Origin of the sequence: Hyphomonas sp. KY3 (assembly GCF_017309975.1) — a bacterium.
Classification (GTDB): Bacteria; Pseudomonadota; Alphaproteobacteria; order Caulobacterales; family Hyphomonadaceae; genus Hyphomonas.
Genome location: NZ_CP022271.1, coordinates 656,422 through 674,531 on the forward strand (window position 1 = coordinate 656,422; position 18,110 = coordinate 674,531).

An 18,110-nucleotide genomic window follows, 5' to 3' on the forward strand; every position below is an offset into this window, starting at 1 on the left:
ACATTTCATTCCGCGTTGGACGCTGCTCAAGGCTGCCACGGTGGCGCGTTGCGCCAAAAATCGATCGAGGATCGATTTTAGTGAATGAATGAAATCAAAGACTCATCCCCGCTACATTTCATTCCGCGTTGGACACTGCTCAAGGCTGCCACGGTGGCGCGTTGCGCCAAAAATCGATCGAGGATCGATTTTAGTGAATGAGTGAAATCAAAGACCCACACCCGCATCAACACCCGCCACAATCACTGCGGGCACGCTGTGAGATTCCTGCGAATCCCGGCTAGCTCAACGTATTCGGTTCTTGCCGACGCCACGTAACCCCGGCAAAGAGGCGCCATGACAGAAACGTCCGTTCAGCCTGCCCAGACCGCTGAGACGCCCAACGTCGATCCGGATCTGCTGGAAGATATCATCGATGCGGTCGATGAAAAGGATACGCGCTGGCTGGCGCGGACGCTCCAGCGCATGCATCCGGCCGACGCCGCCGATGCGCTGGAGGCTTTGTCCTTTGATACCTTCTCTGAAGCGGTAGAACTGCTTGGCGGCGAGCTGCCAGCGGACATCCTGATCGAACTGCGCGATTCCTATCGCGAAGAGGCGGTCGAAGTGCTGCCGGACGCGGCGGTGGCAAGCGCGCTCGACGAACTCGATTCCGATGATGCGACGACCATTCTCGAAGACCTCGAAGATGACCGCCGTGAGCGTATCCTGGACGACCTTGCCCCGGTGGACAGAGCCCAGCTGGAGCGGGGGCTCTCCTATGAGGAAGACACTGCCGGCCGTCTCATGCAGACGGAGTTTGTGGCCGCGCCGGAATACTGGACGGTCGGCCATGCGATCGACCATGCGCGGGAGCTCGGCGAGGAATTGCCGGAAGTCTTCTACGAACTCTACGTGATCGATCCGGGCCATCGCCTGCTGGGAATCGTTTCGCTGGCGACGCTGCTGCGCACGCCGCGAGATGTGCAATTGTCGGACATCATGGAAGACGCATTGTCCTCTCTGAAGCCGGAGATGGACCAGGAAGAAGTGGCCTTCCAGTTCCGCAAATACTCGCTGGCTGCGGCGCCTGTGACGGATGAAGGCGACCGCCTCGTCGGCATGATCACGGTCGATGACATGGTCGATGTCATGCAGGAAGAGAACGCCGAAGACCTGCTCTCCCTGCTCAACGTGACCTCGGCGGACGGTGCCGATACGGTCTGGGATACGGTTAAGGCGCGCGCGCCGTGGCTGGGCGTTAACCTGTTCACCGCGTTTATTGCTTCCGCCATTATTTCCCTGTTCGAGGCGGCCATCGCGCAAGTTGTGGCATTGGCGGTACTGATGCCGGTCGTGGCGGCGCTGGGGGGTAATGCGGGCAGCCAGGGGCTTGCCGTTGCCGTGCGCGCCATTGCCGAACGGCAATTGGACGGCGCTGCGGCGCGCCGCGCCATCTTCCGGGAAGTGTTCAGCGGTTGCGTCAACGGAGTCATCTTTGCCATCGGGGTCGGGTTGATCTCGCTGGTCTGGTTCCGTGACGTCGAGCTGGCGCTTGTGATCGGCGCGGCAATGTTGGCGACGTTTATCTGGGCGGGCCTGTCGGGCATTCTTGTTCCCCTCGGCCTGAAGCGCCTTGGTGCTGACCCTGCAGTGGCATCGTCGGTCTTCGTGCTGACGCTGACTGATGTGATGGCATTTTTCAGTTTCCTTGGCCTGGCGTCGCTCGTGCTCCTGTAATTTGGGCACTTCTTGGCCAAATCTCGCCTCTCGGGTGAATGGGCGCGAGATTTGCAGCGCTTGCCCGTAGTAAAAAGTCAAACTGTCCCAAAACGGGAGCCATGCTTTTGGCCCGTCAAATGCGCACGTCCGACAAGGGAGTCGAACTCATCAAGAGTTTCGAAGGCTTTCGTGCGCGCGCAAGCCGCCTGCCGGATGGCAAATGGCTGGTCGGTTACGGGCATACAGAGACCGCACGCGCTGGCCTGACCGTCAGCGCCTTTGATGCGGAACTGATCCTGCGCTTTCACGATCTGAAGCGGGTCGAGAACCATCTGGCGCAACAGGTGTTCACGCCGCTGAGCCAAAACGAGTTCGATGCGCTCGTCTCGTTCGCCTTCAATATCGGTCTGAAGGCCTTCGATTCCTCTGACGTACTCGCGCACCTCAATTCCGGTGACCGTATTCTTGCTGCTGAAGCCATGAGTAGCTGGCGCCGGGGTCGGGTGGATGGTCAGATCCGCGTGATTGATGGACTGGTGCGCCGCCGCGCCGTGGAAGTGGCAACCTTCCTGGATACGCCCAAACGCCGTGTTTCGATCCCGAGCGCGCTTGTCCGCCCCGAACGCGACGGCCTTGCCGGGCCAAACGGGAATCGGGACACTTCCATCGTGTTGGAGCCGCGACCTGAACAGAACCGCGCTCGCGCCACAGCCGAGCGCGAGAGCCCGCCAGAGGCCGCCGCCCGCGCAGTGGCCCAGCGCCTGACACGCATACTCGGGGAAAATGGTTCCCGCGCATCCGGCGAGCCCGACCCGCAGCCGACAGGTGATTCCACCGTTGACGAGATTACGCGCGCCGTTTCGGCGCTGGCAGGTCCCGAAGGCAATGGCGAACCGACCCAGGCGCCGCCAGCCTCCATGTCGGAACGCCGCCGCGCCTATCGCCCGCCAAACCTGTCGGATCCGCAGGGAGAGGGGCTCACGCTCGACAATCTCTCTGTGCCGCCGACAAGCCAGAAGCTGATCGATGACCTGGCCACGGTCGAGGTGGATACATCGCGCCTGATAACACCCGCGCAGGCCGAGATAGAGGACTTTGCTCCCGCACACGGTTGGCGCTGGTTGCCCTTTGCCTTGTTGGCAGGACTCGGCACGATTGGCCTTTATGACGGACTGCGCCGCATCCTCACCCAATCGGGCGCGCGCATGGGCGAGGCTGCGAGTCAGACCTATACCGGCCCCTTGATGGCGCTGGGCGGTGGCTTCCTCCTATTCGTCTCGGTCTACTATCTGTACCGCATGCTGGCGCAGGAAGATTAGGCTGACAGCCGGGGGAAGTCTTGCTAAGTCAGCGGCATGATTCCGAACACATATCCCACTTTGAACTTCGATCTCGGTGAAACTGCGGACATGATCCGCGAGACCGTGGCAAGTTTCGCCCAGAACGAAATCGCCCCTCGCGCCGCAGAGATTGACCGCACGGATACGTTTCCGCGCGACCTGTTGCCGAAAATGGGCGAACTTGGCCTCCTCGGCATCACGGTCGAGGAAGAGTGGGGCGGCACCGGGCTTGGCTATCTCGAACATGTGGTCGCGATGGAAGAAATTTCACGCGCTTCGGCTTCAGTCGGCCTGTCCTACGGCGCCCATTCCAATCTTTGCGTCAACCAGCTTCGCCGCTGGGGGAATGACGACCAGAAATCTCGCTACCTTCCCAAGCTCGTCTCTGGCGAACATCTTGGTGCCCTCGCCATGAGTGAGAGTGGCGCTGGCTCTGATGTCGTGTCCATGAAGCTGAAGGCCGAGAAGAAGGGCGACCGCTATGTGCTGAACGGCACCAAGATGTGGATCACCAATGCGCCGGACGCTGATACGCTGGTCGTCTACGCCAAGACCGAGCCACAGGCGGGTTCGCGCGGCATCACGGCCTTCCTGATCGAGCGCGACTTCAAGGGCTTCTCGGTCGCGCAGAAACTCGACAAGCTGGGCATGCGCGGATCGGAGACGGGCGAACTTGTCTTTGAGGACTGCGAAGTGCCAGAAGAGAACGTCATGGGCCCGCTGAATGGCGGCGTTGGCGTTCTGATGAGTGGGCTGGATTATGAGCGCGCCGTCCTGTCAGCGGGGCCGACCGGCATCATGCAGGCCTGTATGGATGTCGTGATCCCTTACATTCATGACCGGAAGCAATTCGGCCAGTCGATCGGCGAGTTCCAGCTGATCCAGGGCAAGGTCGCGGACATGTATGTCCAGATGAATGCGGCCAAGGCCTATGTCTATGCCGTCGCCAAATCCTGCGACCGGGGCGAGACGACCCGCAAGGACGCCGCCGGCGCCATTCTGTATGCGGCCGAAACCGCGACCAAGCTCGCGCTAGACGCGATCCAGATCCTTGGCGGCAATGGCTATATCAATGAATACCCGACCGGTCGCCTGCTGCGCGATGCCAAGCTCTACGAAATCGGGGCAGGGACGTCGGAAATCCGCCGCTGGCTAATCGGCCGGGAACTCTTCGGCGAAACGGCTTGAATCCCATCCGAAAGTGAAACATTATAACATGAGACGAGAGGCGCTCATGTTACGTTTGTTGATCCTAATCATACTCAGCCTGACACTTCTTGGTCGTGCGGGAGCGGATGAAGTCATTGCCTGCATTCCTGACCGGGAGAAAATGCTCAGCTTGGACTACAGCACCTTTGATCACGATCCCCGACTGGGGTGGCGATCCGTTGCTGAACGCCCGGAATGTCGGCTGGAGGCTGCGGACTTGCTTCGAGCGTATCATGAACGGCTGCAGGCGCAGGGCGAACCCGTCAAATGGGATGCCGAGTAAGGTGATGTTACTCTATCAGATACTGGCGAAGTGGGAATCCTGTATTGGCATGAGGGGCAGCTGCGCGCTTTCGCCGGGCAGACTGCAGAGGCGGTCGCTCTGTTCCGCAAGAGTCTCATGCCAGCGGGTAAGAATTATGGTGCCTGGAACCAGTATGCCCTCGGATCAATAGCGTTTCTTGAGGACGATCTGCAGGAGTTAAAGCGCAACGCCAACGTACTGCAGGAATATGATTCGGCCTCGCCGAATTTACGAGTTTTACAGCGGATGATCCATTGTTTCGGAACTACGTATGCGTACGCGTACAGCAATGCGGACTGCACGCCGAAAGCGGCTAGCTTACCAGATGAAGCAGAAGAGCCGGGTCATGATAGCGTCGTAGGAAAGCAGAATGCGTCATCCGCGCTGATGGAAATTGAATCCTGCGCTAGAGACCGAGTAGGTTATGATAAACCCATCGACTTAACCGATTGCCGTTCTTCGACGTTCACAGAATGCATGGATGATAAGGGTGGCTCCTATGGGGGCATGCGGGTTTGTATGGGTATGGAAGTCGCACGATTGGATGAGCTTACGCAGCAGCAAATCATCCGGCTCAAGTCGGGCTATTGGAACCGCTTTAATGACCGACGCGGTCAGGTTGTCTTTGAAGCGAGCTTGGATGCGGCCCAGGCTGCGTGGATCAGCTATCGAGAAGTTGAAATGGCTCTTCAAGTCAATGCACATCCGGATGGAATGCATTACAAGTCTCATGGCTATCTGGAAGCAGCGGCAATTGGACTTCGATTGACCCAGCGACGATATGCGGATGTGTTGCTCATGGAATTGCACATGCGCATGAATGAATCCGTCGATTAAGCAGGACAGCACTTCTCCTTGATTGTGGCCCCTTCGAAGGCCTTCATCGTGGCGACATAGCCGGACTCGACGGTTTCGTCATAGGCTTTCCAGTCGCGCAGCTGGACATCGGCAAGTTGTGGCAGGACCAGAACATCTGCCATGTCATGTCCGAATTTGGTGTCTGCACGGATCGTTGCGGTCCGCATGAGCAGGCCGGCAATAGGGGGCGGGCTGGAAAACCCGTTATTGAAAACCCAGCGGAAGAAGCTCGGCGGTTCAGAAAATTCCTCCAGATCCATGTTTTCCGGCTGGCGCGTGACATCAGAGCCCACGACAAAGCCGCGATGCATATCCCGCATGATATCGGCCGGAAAATTGTTCAGCACTGCGCCATCGACCAGCAAATCCTTACCGTCCACGACCGGAGGCAAGATGCCCGGCAACGAGATGGTCGCCCGCAGCGCATTGCGCAGCAGGCCTTCGCGATGGATACGCGTGGCGCCGCTGGTGAGGTTGGTCGAGGTACAGAAAAAGGGAATGTCGAGATCACCGATCTCCGCGTCGCCGAAATGCTCTTTCAGCCGGGCTGCGACGCGCGCGCCCTTCACCATGCCGACGACGGGCAAATGATAGTCCCCGAGCGGATTGCTATCGACAAATGCCTTGCGGATGCGTTGCTCGATTTCGGCATCGCTCCACCCCATTGCGACACAGGCCGCGATGACCGAGCCCATCGAGGCGCCGCCCACAAAATCGATCGGCAGGCCAAGTTCCCGCATCGCCTTGACGACGCCGATATGAGAATAGGCGCGCGCGCCCCCGCCTGACAGGATCAGGCCGACAGAGACGCCAGCCATGATGCGCGCGAGCCGGTCGCAATCCTGGCCTTCTACCCGGCTCCAGTGAAAGACGCGGGTAGCCCCGGACGCGGCGATCCATTCGGCCGGCTTGGCTCCTTGGCGCTCATCGCTGTGATGCAGCAACAGGACGTCCACGAGTTTCAGCGTGCGGGCAGGGGACTGGTCATCCGGCATCAATGGATTGGAGGGGCGCGCATCAGCGCGGCCCACGACCCAGATCCGGTCGGCCTGGCGCATGGACAGGCGATACCAGGAATTGTCGCCAATGGCCGAGATCAGGATCACGACATCATGTGCGCGCTCCAGCTCGTCAAAATAGGCAGCCGGGCGTTCATCGCCCATCTGCTCGTCAACAATCACGGCTTTCCGCCCAAGGCGTTCCAATGCCTGTTTCAGCGACCGGGCCCGCAGCTTCAGGTCGATCGTCGGTGACGTGGCGACGAGCGTGAACACTTTTGGTGCCGCACTGGCAACGCGATCACCGGATTTCCCCAATCGGCGCAAAATCACCCGGATCATGGATTCGAGCAGTTCCGGCTCGGCTTTCACCATCCGGTCCCAGCCCTTGCGCGAGACGCCGATTAGTTCCGTGTCGCGCAGCGCGTAAACCGAACTCGTATGGGGTGCATCGTTCGGCACGCCATCGCCGGTCAGGTCGACCCCGCCGAGGAAGAGTGACATCTCGCCGGCCGGCTCGCCGGAGCGGATATGGCCGACAAATTCGGACTTTCCATGCACGCCTTCCCGGAAGATGCCCAATGTGCCGGACAGGACGAAATAGAGCGTGTCAGCGGGTTCTCCGGCAAGATAGAGCGGCTTGCCGGCGGCGACCGAAAACCAGATGGCTTCCTTGCCTGCCGCCTTCATGGCGCGGGCCGGAACATCCTTCAGGAATTCAATGGCCCGCAAGCGGGGAGTGATATCAATGCCCATGTTGAAGAACATGCCCATTTCGATTCCCTTTTCAAAGCCTTTCGCTCATCCCCTGTGTTTCAAATTCGCATGACGCCCGCGTGACAGGTGGGCCGGGCGCCGCTAAGCAGGCACAAAATTCCAGTGGGAGGCGTTATGCCGGTTCTGAAATCCAGTCTTGATGTGTCCGGTAGCAAATTTGCCGCCAACAAAGCCGCCATGGAGACGCTTCTTGCCGAATTGCAAGAAAAAACCGCTAATGCCGCCATCGGAGGCCCGGAAGCGTCTCGCAAACGCCATGTAGAGCGCGGAAAATTGCTGCCGCGTGAACGAGTCGAACGCCTGCTGGACCCGGGCTCTGCCTTTCTCGAAATCGGTGCGCTGGCCGCCAATGGCATGTATGATAACGAAGCCCCCGGCGCAGGCCTGATCACGGGGGTCGGCCGGGTTGAGGGGCGCGAATGCCTGATCGTCTGCAATGATGCGACGGTAAAGGGCGGCGCCTATTTCCCGATGACGGTGAAGAAGCATCTGCGCGCGCAGGAAGTGGCCCTCGAAAATCACCTGCCATGTATCTATCTGGTCGATAGCGGCGGCGCGAACCTGCCGCATCAGTCAGAAGTCTTCCCGGACCGGGAACACTTTGGCCGCATCTTCTATAATCAGGCCCAGATGAGCGCGAAGGGCATTCCCCAGATCGCCGCCGTCATGGGCAGCTGTACTGCGGGTGGTGCCTACGTACCTGCGATGTCGGACGAGACCATCATTGTACGCAAACAGGGCACGATCTTCCTCGGCGGTCCACCTTTGGTGAAGGCCGCCACGGGGGAAGTGATCTCAGCCGAAGACCTTGGCGGCGCAGATGTCCATGCGCGCCAGTCCGGCGTGGCAGACCACTATGCGGCCCATGATTCTCACGCGCTTGCCATTGTCCGCTCCATTGTCCGCACGCTGGCCACGCCAAAGCCCCAGCCCTTCGATCTGACAGAGCCTGCAGAGCCACTTTACGACCCTGCGGAGATGCATGGTCTGGTGCCTCAGGATGTCCGCGAGCCCTATGACGCCCGCGAAGTCATCGCGCGTCTCGTGGACGGATCGGAATTCCATGAGTTCAAGAAGCTCTATGGCGAGACGCTCGTCTGCGGGTTTGCGCGCCTCTATGGCATGCCGGTCGCGATCCTCGCCAATAATGGTATCCTGTTCTCTGAAAGCGCGCAGAAGGCCGCGCATTTCATCGAACTGGCCGACCAGCGCCGCATCCCGCTGGTCTTCCTGCAGAATATTACCGGCTTCATGGTCGGGTCGAAATACGAGGCTGGCGGCATCGCCAAGGATGGCGCCAAGATGGTGACCGCCGTGGCCACCGCCAGCGTGCCGAAATTCACCGTGGTAACCGGCGGCAGCTTCGGCGCCGGCAATTATGGCATGTGCGGCCGGGCTTACAGCCCCCGCTTCCTGTTCATGTGGCCGAACTCCCGCATCTCCGTCATGGGCGGCGAACAGGCCGCCAGCGTGCTCGCCACAGTCAAGCGCGACGGCATTGAGCGCAAGGGCGGGGAATGGTCTGCCGAGGACGAGGACAGCTTCAAGCAGCCGATCCGCGATCTCTACGAAGCTGAAGGTTCGCCCTATTTCTCCACAGCGCGCCTATGGGATGACGGCATCATCGACCCGGCCGATACCCGCCGCGTGCTGGGCCTCGCCCTGTCAGCCAGCCTAAATGCTCCGTTCCCGGACAGAGGGTTCGGCGTCTTTCGGATGTAGGGGTTCTACGTATAAAATCTGTTGCCGGCCAATGGTAGAAGCTCCCTGTCACATGGCAGGAGGCTGACCCCCATGACCCGCTCTATCTGTATCATCGATGGCCACCCCGATCCCGATCCGGACCATCTGGTCCACGCGCTCTGCGATGCTTATGCCGAGGGCGCCGAGGCGACCGATCACACAGTGTCTCGCATCCGCGTGGCAAATTTCGACATGCCATTCCTCAACTCTGAGAAAGAGTTCGCAATGCCCCCGCCAGAGCCGGTGCTGAGTGAACGCCAGAAGATCGCCAACGCAGACCACCTCGTCATCGCTTTCCCGCTCTGGATGGGCGGTATGCCAGCCAAACTAAAGGCCTTCTTCGAACAGGCGGCCCGGGCAGAATTCTTCCTGAAAACAGGTGAGTCCGATCATGAATGGCCTGAGCGCATGATGAAAGGAAAGTCGGCCCGCATTATCGTGACGATGGGTATGCCCGACCTGGTCTATAGATTCGGCATGGATGCGGGCGCATTGAAAGCGTTGGAGCGCGGCGTGCTTGGCCTGTCCGGTTTCAAACCGATGCACCACACGATCATCGGCGGCGTTGGCGCTCTGACGCCATCAAAAGTCGAATCCTGGTTCGAGTTCATGAAGGAGATCGGCGGGCAGGCCGTCTGATCTGGGTTCATTACATCTTCGTCGTGAACGTCTTTTCACGCATCATTACCACTTGTTTCGAGTATGTTCAGTCCTGTCGCGGTCCCCTGCGACGTATAGAGTAAGAAGGAGTTCGAACATGGTCAGACGTAGCAGCTTTCTGGTAACGGCGGCGATGATGACGGCCCTGATGGGCCATGCGGGCGAGATGCCCGACTTCTCGTTGCTGGATCTGGATGATGATGGCCTGATCAGCGAGGACGAATATGTGAGCTACTCCGACAGCGCGGGCACAGCCAGCGAGTCGGAGGCGAAAGCGAAGTTCACGAAATTCGACCTTAATTCGAATGGTACCGTGTCCGAGGAAGAACTGGCAGATGCCCTTGCTGCCTGGCGGGGACGGTCCGATCAAGGCGCCGTGACGGCGGCTGGCCTGCCGGTTCGGTAGGCTGCCCACCCAGTCGGTGCTGAGGGGGTCCGCCGGTCCAGCGGGCCCCTTTCCATTTGGAACGAATACGATAAACAGCGCCGATGGCGACAGCGCACCGACTGGCAGCAAACAGGTTTGATCTCATCCGGCTGGCGCTCGCTTCGGCCGTGTTTGCCTATCATGCAATCGTTCTGTCCGCGCTCGCGCCGATGAGCGGGTTGGAGCGCGCCTGGGGCCAAATTGCCGAGATCGCCATACAGGGCTTCTTCATTGTATCCGGCGCATTGGTGGCCGGCTCGCTCATGCGGTCGCAAAACCTTGCTGACTATGCTGGCAAGCGGGTCCGTCGACTTTACCCGGCTTATGCTGTCGTCATTCTGATCCCGGCGCTCATCAGCCTGCTGATGGGCGGCAGTATTGGTGGAGTCGCAGAATATGTGGGTGCCAATCTCGTCTTCCTGAACTTCCTGTCGCCGGATTTGCCGGGCCTGTTCGAAGGCAACCGCTTCACAGAGGTCAATGGTGCGTTGTGGACGTTGAAGATCGAGGTTCTATTCTATCTCATCCTGCCGATCATCGGCGGACTGCTGCGGACGATGCGCCGCGCGCAGTGGAGCGTCCTAGTGGGCCTGTATGTTTTGGGGGAGGGGTGGCGTCATCTGGTGCCTGTTTTTCTGGAGGGGGAATCCGCGCTTATCGCGGCGCGCCAGCTGCCGGGTCAGTTGGCCTTTTTCGCCAGTGGCGTTGCCTTGTGGCAGGTATGGGATCGGGCCCAGGCAAAGCCGCTCTGGTTCGGCGTGGTGGGGCTCGCAATGACCTTGCTTTCCTTCGTCCATCCCTGGCTGGAGCCGCTCCGCGCGGCCGGACTGGCGGGCCTGATTGTCTGCCTGGCTTTCCTGCCAGGTCCTGCGCTGAACGCGGCGCGCTTCGGCGATATCAGCTACGGCGTTTACATCACTCATTTTCCGATCCTGCAGGGCCTTATCATGGTCGGCGCTTTTGCAGCATTCGGCCATGCGGTCGGCTTTGCCCTGTCGGCGCTTCTCGTCATCGTGGCCAGCTATGCGCTGTGGCATCTTGTCGAGCGGCGCGCCTTGCGCCCATCCAGCCACTACCGCAAAGTGGCCTCCAACCCTGAACAGGACTGATCCCCATGCGCGATTCCGACTATGATCTCATCACGCTCGAAGCGACGCAGGAAGGCTTGGCGGTTGTCACGCTGAACCGGCCGGATGTGCACAATGCGTTCAATGCCGAGCTGATCGCCGAACTGACCGATGCGTTCCACACCATTGCCGACCAGCGCACCATTCGCATGATGATCCTGCGCGGCGCGGGCAAGAGTTTTTCGGCGGGCGCAGACCTCAACTGGATGAAGCTGGCGGCGATGCATACGCGCGAAGACAATGAGCGCGACGCGATGAACCTCGCCGAAATGCTGCGCACGCTCTACGACATGCCCCAGATGACGCTTGCCCTGGTGCAGGGCGCCGCCATGGGTGGCGGGGCCGGCCTCGTGGCCGCCTGTGACGTCGCTGTGGCGATGAAGGGCACGAAGTTCCGCTTCTCTGAAGTGCGCCTCGGCCTGACCCCGGCGACGATCAGCCCCTATGTGATCGAAGCCATCGGCGCGCGCTGGGCGAAGGCCTTGTTCACCACTGCCGAAACGTTTGATGCCGAATATGCTGAGAAGCTGGGCCTCGTTCAGTATGTCGTGGAAAACCAGGCCGAGATGACGGCAATGGAAGAACACCTTGCCGATCTTGTCTTTGCCGCTGCGCCCGGCGCTGTGGCCGAGAGCAAGGCACTGGTGCGCGATGTCTCCGGCGTATTCATCGACAAGGATCTCAGCCACGAGACATCAAAGCGCATCGCAGCGCGTCGGGTCTCGGATGAGGGCAAGGAAGGCATTGAAGCCTTCCTCGACAAGCGCCCGCCTAGTTGGGGTCGGTAACCAGTACGCTGTCTTTGGAGTCCACCGGCAAGCCGAAGTCGGCCAGCAGATTAAGTGTCGCGCTGATCGGGTTTATCCCCGTGAGCGCTTCGATCTGGTGCTGGAAGAAATATGCCACGATGCCAAACAGGATGATGTAGATCACGAACTGCATCAGCGACTTCAGCAGGAAGGCACCCGCGCTGCCCGCGACGAAGCCGATGGCGCCGAGGATCAGCGCGCCGGCCACGGGGCTGAGATTGCTGACATCTGCAGCCTGCGTGTAACCAATATAGCCGCCAACGCCGGCGCCGATGACTCCCGCGACACTGCTGATCCGGATTCCTGAAGCATAGGCCATAAGACACTCCCGTGGTTTCTTGGCATTAACCCTTACGACAGCTGGCAGGGGTGTCAAAGGTGGAATTTGGACTGGCAAAGGCCCTTGCCTCGCCCGGTGCGTGCCCCGATTGCGCCGTGTTTCCTGCAGATAGAGGAGGGCATGGAGATACCGGTCCCCGCCCAGACCCGCGCGCAACAACGCCTGCATGCCGCGCGCGCCGCGCTGCATGCGCGCTGCGTGAACGGCCCGGTCAGCCAGACCGTGTTCGAATTTGTGGCCTTCGGCATCAAGCAGGGCTGGGCGTGTCTGTTTGGCGGCCTGATGCTGGGGCTCTTGCTGCTGACCTTTGTCTGGTATCCGGAAGGCGCGCCGCTCTCGCGCTATGATTTCCTCGTGCTGGGTGCGGTTGCCATTCAGGTCATGATGCTATGGACGGGCCTGGAAACATGGGAAGAGGCGAAAATCATCCTCGTCTTCCATATTGTCGGCACGGTCATGGAACTGTTCAAAACCTATCATGGCAGCTGGATCTATCCCGAGGAGAGCTTCCTGCGCATTGGTGGTGTGCCGTTGTTTACGGGCTTCATGTACGCGGCAGTGGGCTCCTATCTGGCGCGAGTCTGGCGCATCTTCGACTTCCGGTTTGACCGTTTCCCGCCACTCTGGGTTCAAGCCAGTCTGACAACCGCGATTTACGTGAATTTCTTCGCGCATCACTGGCTGCCGGATGTCCGGATCGCCCTGTTCGTGGGCACGGCGATGGTTTATGGGCCATGCTTGGTCTGGTTCCGCGCTGATGAAGCCCACAGGCCGATGCCGCTCGTCATCGGGTTCCTGCTCGTGGCAGTTTTCATCTGGTTTGCTGAGAATCTTGGAACATTCGCCCGCGCCTGGGCCTATCCCGGGCAAGAGCATGGCTGGCAGATGGTCTCTTTATCGAAACTCGGTTCGTGGTATCTGCTGATGATAATCAGTTTTGTTCTGGTGGCTTTGGTCCACCGGGCGCCGGGAGGGCCACGCATTGAAGATCCAGAAGCTGCTCGTCGCAAACAGGGGCGAGATCGCCTGTCGCATCTTTGAGACCTGCCATGGGCTCGGCATTGCGACAGTCGCCGTCTATTCCGATGCCGATGCGCGCGCGAAACATGTCCGCGAGGCCGACGAAGCGATCCATATCGGCCCGTCGCCTGCGCCCGAAAGCTATCTCAAGGTCGAAGCCATCTTGGCCGCTGCCAAGGCGACCGGCGCCGATGCCATCCATCCGGGCTATGGTTTCCTGTCCGAGAATGCCGATTTCGCCGAAGCCGTCGAGAAAGCGGGCCTCATCTGGGTTGGCCCTTCGGCCAAGGCGATCCGGTCCATGGGCCCGAAGGACGAAGCCAAGCGCATTGCCGAAGAGGCCGGCGTGCCTGTGCTGCCCGGCTATCGCGGCGAAGGGCAGGAGCTGGAAACGCTTGCCAGGGCGGCGAAAGATGTCGGCTTTCCGCTGCTGATCAAGGCGGTTGCCGGGGGCGGCGGGCGCGGCATTCGCCTCGTCTCCAAGGCGGGCGAGCTGAAGGCCGAGCTGGAAAGCGCGGTGCGTGAGGCCGAAAGTTCCTTTGGCGATGGCCGGGTCATGCTGGAAAAACTGGTCGAGCAGCCACGCCATATCGAAGTGCAGGTCTTTGGCGATGCGCATGGCAATGTCGTCCATCTCTATGAACGCGATTGCTCGCTTCAGCGTCGCCGCCAGAAAGTCATTGAGGAAGCGCCCGCGCCCGGCATGCCGGATGATGTGCGAGCGGCCATGACGGACGCAGCGGTGAAGCTGGCGCAGGCTGTTGGGTATCAGGGCGCGGGCACGGTGGAATTCATCGTCGACGGGTCAAAGCCGCTGGGCGTCGACACGTTTTGGTTCCTCGAAATGAATACCCGTCTCCAGGTCGAGCATCCGGTGACCGAGATGATCACAGGGCAGGACCTTGTCGCCTGGCAATTGCTGGTCGCTTCGGGCGAGGAAATCCCGCTGGCGCAGGACGAGATCCCGCTGATGGGCCATGCCATCGAGGCGCGCATCTGCGCCGAAGACCCGGCCGATGGCTTCCGCCCCGGCGCGGGGCTGATCCTGGAATTCGGCCTGTTGCAGCCCATTGATGGGGAAACGATCCGCTGGGATGCCGGTTTCGAGACGGGTGATCGCGTACCATCCAACTATGATTCCATGATCGCGAAACTGATCGTGCACGGAGAAGACCGCGACGCGGCGGTTGACCTGCTGACCGAGACGCTGTCGCACACCCAACTCTCGGGCGTGCCGGCCAATACCGGCTTCCTGCGTCGCTGCGCCCAGTCGGACGCGTTCCGCGATGGCACGCATCATGTGAACTGGATTGCGGAGCAGGGGGATGCGCTGACCCAGCCTCCCGCCGCGCATCAGCATGCATCCGTTCTCGCCGTCAGCGACATCGAGCTGGATGACAGCGCTGCCGTCACGCCATGGGGAATCCGGGATGGGTTCCGGGCGAATGCGGCGCCTGTGCGCAAAGCGGCCGTGGCGGTGGGCGCGGATGTAGACTGGTTTGACCCGTCCGAGCATGACGTCGATCCGGACGCGCCGCTGCCTTTCGTGACAGATATCTCTCCGCGCCGCTATGCGGTGACGACCGGCGGGGACAATGTCCTTGTGGAAGTGCCGGACTATGACGCCGATGTCGAAGCGGTGCTGGGCGGCGACTCAGTCAGCGCGCCGATGCCGGGCAAACTGCTCGCCGTGCATGTGAAGCCGGGCGATACGGTCACCAAGGGTGATCCGGTTGCGGTGATGGAAGCCATGAAGATGGAGCACACCCTGCCGGCGCCGCGCGATGGCGTGGTGGAGTCCGTGGAGGCTGCCGCCGGGGATCAGGTCGCCGAGGGCGATGTGCTGGTTCATCTGGAGGCGGAGTAACCCCCACCCTTCACATGCAGGTGTGGCCCTTCAGGCTCCGGACAGGTGAGGCCGGAGCAATCTCGCGCGCCGAGAGTGGGTGTGGAGACGCGCGAAAACAAGGAAACATGTAAAGGGTAGGGGCCGCTGCGTGACTAGGCCGCGACAGCGTAACCGGGATGGATCCGGGCAGGCATCTGCGCTTCGGGGCGATAGCGACGGTGCACGATCGGCGGCGCGCTGATCTCGCCAAGCGGGTTGGCCGCGTAGGCCGTCGGCTCGGTTCTCAGGATCAGTTCGCCATATTCATTCTTGGCGACAGAGACGGGCGCGGCAGAGCCGTCGCGCTCTGCGGCCCAGAATTCAACGCCTGTCGAGGCCAGCGCAATCGCCTGTTCCAGCTCCATGCGGAAGCCGTCGCCATAGACGACATCCTTGGACTCAATTGGATCGTACTCACATCCCTTGATCACCAAACCCGACATGCTGAAACCCCTCGTGAAACTGTGTGCTGAACCTGTTCTTCGCTTGATCTGCGATAAGAGAACATAACCAGAATATTCACCTTTTGGAAAGGAAAAAGTTCTGACTTTGTTCCAAAAAGTTTGAAATCCGAAAAGATTCAGGAGTCTACGAGGAGGGTGCTAGCCCTGCAGCCGCCTGAGCGCTCGGTCCCGCCCGATCAGGGGCAGCAGCGCGCCCATGTCGGGGCCGTGTTCCTGTCCGGTCAGCGCCTTGCGGAGCGTCATGAACAGGCCACGGCCTTTGCGGCCAGTCTCGGCCTTCACGGCATTCGCCCACTGACTCCAACTTTCGCCCGTCAGTTCGCCCTCGGGCAGCAGGGTTGCGGCGGTCGCTACGAAGTCCTTGTCTTCAGCATCCACCAGAGGCGTGATCTCGCCAAACACGGTCTCGACCCATGCGGCCACGTCCGGCAACAGCGAGCAATTCTCGCGCACCACAGTCCAGAACGCCTCGTCGGCGGCGCGTGGGTCCACATCGGCGAGCCGGTCCTTCACCGCCTCAAAGGGCAGGCCGTGCAGGATCGCCGCGTTCAGCGACAAGAGTTCGGTCTCGTCGAAGCGCGCCGGGGCGCGGCCGATCTTGCCGAAATCGAATTCCGCGACCAGCTGGTCCAGCGTTTCGCGCGCCTCGACATTGTCGGATGTGCCGATCTTGGCGAGCAGGCTGGAGACCGCCATCGGCTCATAGCCCTGCGCGCGCAATTCGCCCATCGACAGCGAGCCGAGGCGTTTCGACAGGCCCTGACCATCCGCGCCGATCAGCAGCGGCGTGTGCGCCATGGCCGGGGCGGTGCCGCCCAGCGCCTTGAAGATCTCGATCTGCGCGCCGGAATTGGTGACATGGTCTTCCCCGCGCACGACATGGGTGATCTTCGCCTCGATATCATCGACGACCGAGGGGAGGGTGTAGAGATAGGAGCCGTCCTCGCGGATCAGGATCGGGTCGGACAGGCTGGACGTGTCGATGCTCTGGTCTCCGCGCACCAGGTCGGTCCACTCGACGCGCCCGCCGGAGAGTTTGAAGCGCCAGTGAGGCGTGCGGCCTTCGGCTTCGAGTTTCGCCTTGTCTTCATCGCTCAGCTCCAGCGCCGCGCGGTCATAGACGGGCGGGCGGCCGCGCGACAGCGCGATCTTGCGCTTGCGGTCCAGCTCGTCAGCTGTCTCGTAGCAGGGATAGAGCAGGCCCATTTCGCGCAGCTTGTCGGCCGCCGCGTCATATTCGGCAAAGCGCTTGGACTGGCTGAAACTGTCGTCCCAGACGAGGCCGAGCCAGGTCAGGTCGGTGCGGATTCCGTCTTCATATTCCTGTGTCGAGCGCTCGGTATCGGTGTCATCGATGCGCAGGATGAACTTGCCCTGCTGGCCCTTGGCGAACAGCCAGTTGATCAGCGCCGTGCGCACGTTACCTACGTGCAGGCGGCCGGTGGGCGAAGGAGCGAAGCGAACAATCGGTGCAGTCATGGAAAAAACCTGTTTTGAAGCGTGCTTTCGACATCAAATCACGCAAAAAGCCAAGGGCCGATGCCATATTCTTGCTATTGTTCGTGCTAATGTGCGACGGGCATGTGAGTCGCCGTCGAGGAGAGGTAGATGAGACTGGGCTGTATTCTGATCGCCGCGGGCCTGTTGGCGGCCTGCGGGCAGGAGCGTGCGGAGGCTCCGGCAGAGACGCCGGCGCCCGCAACGACCGAGGTGACCTCAGACCTCGACAGCGCGCTGGAGGCAGAGCCTGCCGCGCCGCCCGTCGATGATATCAATTATCAGGCCCTGTCGGGATACGATGAGAGCTGGTATGTCAGCGCGGGCTGGCCCGGCGAATATCCGGCCGGTTTTGCGGTGCTGGATGCTGGCACGACCGTTCCTGCCTGGACGGTGCCGAATGGCGCCAATGAAGCCGACACAAGCTGCGCCCTGCCGCAATACGCCAATTACCAGCTCTGGAATTATGACCGCGCCGACGCCGATGACCTGCGCTTCTTCGTGGCGACCAAGACATTCCCGGTCACGCTCAACCAGGATGCCAGCATCGAATACATTTCCGATGGCGGCATCCACACGCTCGACCTGAAGGCTGGCGACCAGCTGACATACCTCCGCTATCTGGGGGAGGGGTTCACCGTCGTGTCTTATGACGGCGCCGAATACGACATCAACGAGGCCGAGCTGCGTGATATCAGCGATATCGGCTCCATGCCGACGGTTGAGGACCAGTGGGTGCGCGTCACCTGCGCGGACGGCACGCAGCCCTGGCTGCTCTATGCATCCGTTATCGACCATCCCGGCATCGTGCCATCGCCCATGCTGGCCTATGGCGAAGCGAGCGATATTGCCCCGGAAGATGCCGAGCAGATCCGCATGGATGCCGAGGCCAACCGCCTCGCCTATGAAGGGGTTGAGCCCGGCTCGCTCGAATAGGGGCCAAACGCC

17 protein-coding genes are annotated in these 18,110 nt (G+C 60.9%); 13 read left to right on the forward strand and 4 right to left on the reverse strand.

Annotated features, from left to right (window positions below):
• Positions 1-336 precede the first annotated feature (336 nt).
• The 5 genes from mgtE to CFA77_RS03485 all read left to right on the forward strand — a co-directional run bounded on the left by mgtE (position 337) and on the right by CFA77_RS03485 (position 5,391).
• The gene (gene mgtE, locus CFA77_RS03465; protein WP_206992267.1) at positions 337-1,719 is read left to right on the forward strand and encodes a magnesium transporter; all 1,383 of its coding nucleotides are present in this window, start codon (positions 337-339) and stop codon (positions 1,717-1,719) included.
• Between the two features lie 101 nt (positions 1,720-1,820).
• Positions 1,821-3,020: a lysozyme gene (locus CFA77_RS03470; RefSeq protein WP_206992268.1), complete on the forward strand. Its 1,200-nt coding sequence runs from the start codon at positions 1,821-1,823 to the stop codon at positions 3,018-3,020.
• A gap of 36 nt (positions 3,021-3,056) precedes the next feature.
• Positions 3,057-4,229 carry an isovaleryl-CoA dehydrogenase gene (locus CFA77_RS03475; RefSeq protein WP_206992269.1) on the forward strand — a complete coding sequence of 391 codons (1,173 nt, stop codon included), beginning with the start codon at positions 3,057-3,059 and terminating at the stop codon, positions 4,227-4,229.
• A gap of 46 nt (positions 4,230-4,275) precedes the next feature.
• Positions 4,276-4,533 (forward strand): hypothetical protein, encoded by a 258-nt coding sequence (locus CFA77_RS03480; protein WP_206992270.1) that lies wholly within the window; start codon positions 4,276-4,278, stop codon positions 4,531-4,533.
• 30 nt (positions 4,534-4,563) lie between these two features.
• Positions 4,564-5,391 carry a lysozyme inhibitor LprI family protein gene (locus CFA77_RS03485; protein WP_206992271.1) on the forward strand — a complete coding sequence of 276 codons (828 nt, stop codon included), beginning with the start codon at positions 4,564-4,566 and terminating at the stop codon, positions 5,389-5,391.
• Here the strand turns inward: CFA77_RS03485 and CFA77_RS03490 are convergent.
• Positions 5,388-7,178, reverse strand: coding sequence for a patatin-like phospholipase family protein (locus CFA77_RS03490; protein ID WP_206992272.1), 1,791 nt, complete (start codon positions 7,176-7,178; stop codon positions 5,388-5,390). The two genes, CFA77_RS03485 and CFA77_RS03490, sit on opposite strands and share 4 nt — an antisense overlap.
• A gap of 123 nt (positions 7,179-7,301) precedes the next feature.
• Here CFA77_RS03490 and CFA77_RS03495 point away from each other — a divergent pair, with 123 nt between their 5' ends.
• The 5 genes from CFA77_RS03495 to CFA77_RS03515 all read left to right on the forward strand — a co-directional run bounded on the left by CFA77_RS03495 (position 7,302) and on the right by CFA77_RS03515 (position 11,932).
• On the forward strand, positions 7,302-8,909 hold the full coding sequence (locus tag CFA77_RS03495; protein WP_034816656.1) for a carboxyl transferase domain-containing protein: 1,608 nt from the start codon (positions 7,302-7,304) through the stop codon (positions 8,907-8,909).
• A 72-nt stretch (positions 8,910-8,981) separates the two neighbouring features.
• On the forward strand, positions 8,982-9,569 hold the full coding sequence (locus CFA77_RS03500) for an NAD(P)H-dependent oxidoreductase (RefSeq protein WP_206992273.1): 588 nt from the start codon (positions 8,982-8,984) through the stop codon (positions 9,567-9,569).
• Positions 9,570-9,687: 118 nt separating this feature from the next.
• A complete protein-coding gene (locus CFA77_RS03505) occupies positions 9,688-9,996 on the forward strand; it encodes an EF-hand domain-containing protein (protein WP_206992274.1) in 309 nt (102 codons plus the stop codon).
• A gap of 83 nt (positions 9,997-10,079) precedes the next feature.
• Entirely contained in the window at positions 10,080-11,126 is a 1,047-nt protein-coding gene (locus tag CFA77_RS03510) for an acyltransferase (RefSeq protein WP_242517470.1), read from the forward strand.
• Between the two features lie 5 nt (positions 11,127-11,131).
• On the forward strand, positions 11,132-11,932 hold the full coding sequence (locus CFA77_RS03515) for an enoyl-CoA hydratase-related protein (RefSeq protein ID WP_206992275.1): 801 nt from the start codon (positions 11,132-11,134) through the stop codon (positions 11,930-11,932).
• On the opposite strand, the gene CFA77_RS03520 is transcribed toward CFA77_RS03515, so the two are convergent.
• Positions 11,916-12,272 carry a hypothetical protein gene (locus CFA77_RS03520; RefSeq protein WP_034816664.1) on the reverse strand — a complete coding sequence of 119 codons (357 nt, stop codon included), beginning with the start codon at positions 12,270-12,272 and terminating at the stop codon, positions 11,916-11,918. The genes CFA77_RS03515 and CFA77_RS03520 overlap by 17 nt on opposite strands.
• Before the next feature lie 141 nt (positions 12,273-12,413).
• Between CFA77_RS03520 and CFA77_RS03525 the strand changes: the two genes are divergently transcribed.
• On the forward strand, positions 12,414-13,334 hold the full coding sequence (locus CFA77_RS03525; protein ID WP_242517471.1) for a DUF817 domain-containing protein: 921 nt from the start codon (positions 12,414-12,416) through the stop codon (positions 13,332-13,334).
• Positions 13,276-15,180 carry a biotin carboxylase N-terminal domain-containing protein gene (locus tag CFA77_RS03530; RefSeq protein ID WP_206992276.1) on the forward strand — a complete coding sequence of 635 codons (1,905 nt, stop codon included), beginning with the start codon at positions 13,276-13,278 and terminating at the stop codon, positions 15,178-15,180. Before CFA77_RS03525 ends, CFA77_RS03530 begins: the two co-directional genes overlap by 59 nt.
• A 134-nt stretch (positions 15,181-15,314) precedes the next feature.
• On the opposite strand, the gene CFA77_RS03535 is transcribed toward CFA77_RS03530, so the two are convergent.
• A complete protein-coding gene (locus tag CFA77_RS03535) occupies positions 15,315-15,644 on the reverse strand; it encodes a hypothetical protein (RefSeq protein ID WP_206992277.1) in 330 nt (109 codons plus the stop codon).
• 159 nt (positions 15,645-15,803) lie between these two features.
• Positions 15,804-17,144 carry a glutamate--tRNA ligase gene (gene gltX, locus CFA77_RS03540; protein WP_206992278.1) on the reverse strand — a complete coding sequence of 447 codons (1,341 nt, stop codon included), beginning with the start codon at positions 17,142-17,144 and terminating at the stop codon, positions 15,804-15,806.
• Positions 17,145-17,273: 129 nt separating this feature from the next.
• Between gltX and CFA77_RS03545 the strand changes: the two genes are divergently transcribed.
• Positions 17,274-18,098, forward strand: a complete 825-nt coding sequence (locus CFA77_RS03545; protein ID WP_206992279.1) for a hypothetical protein — start codon at positions 17,274-17,276, stop codon at positions 18,096-18,098.
• Positions 18,099-18,110: the final 12 nt, after the last annotated feature.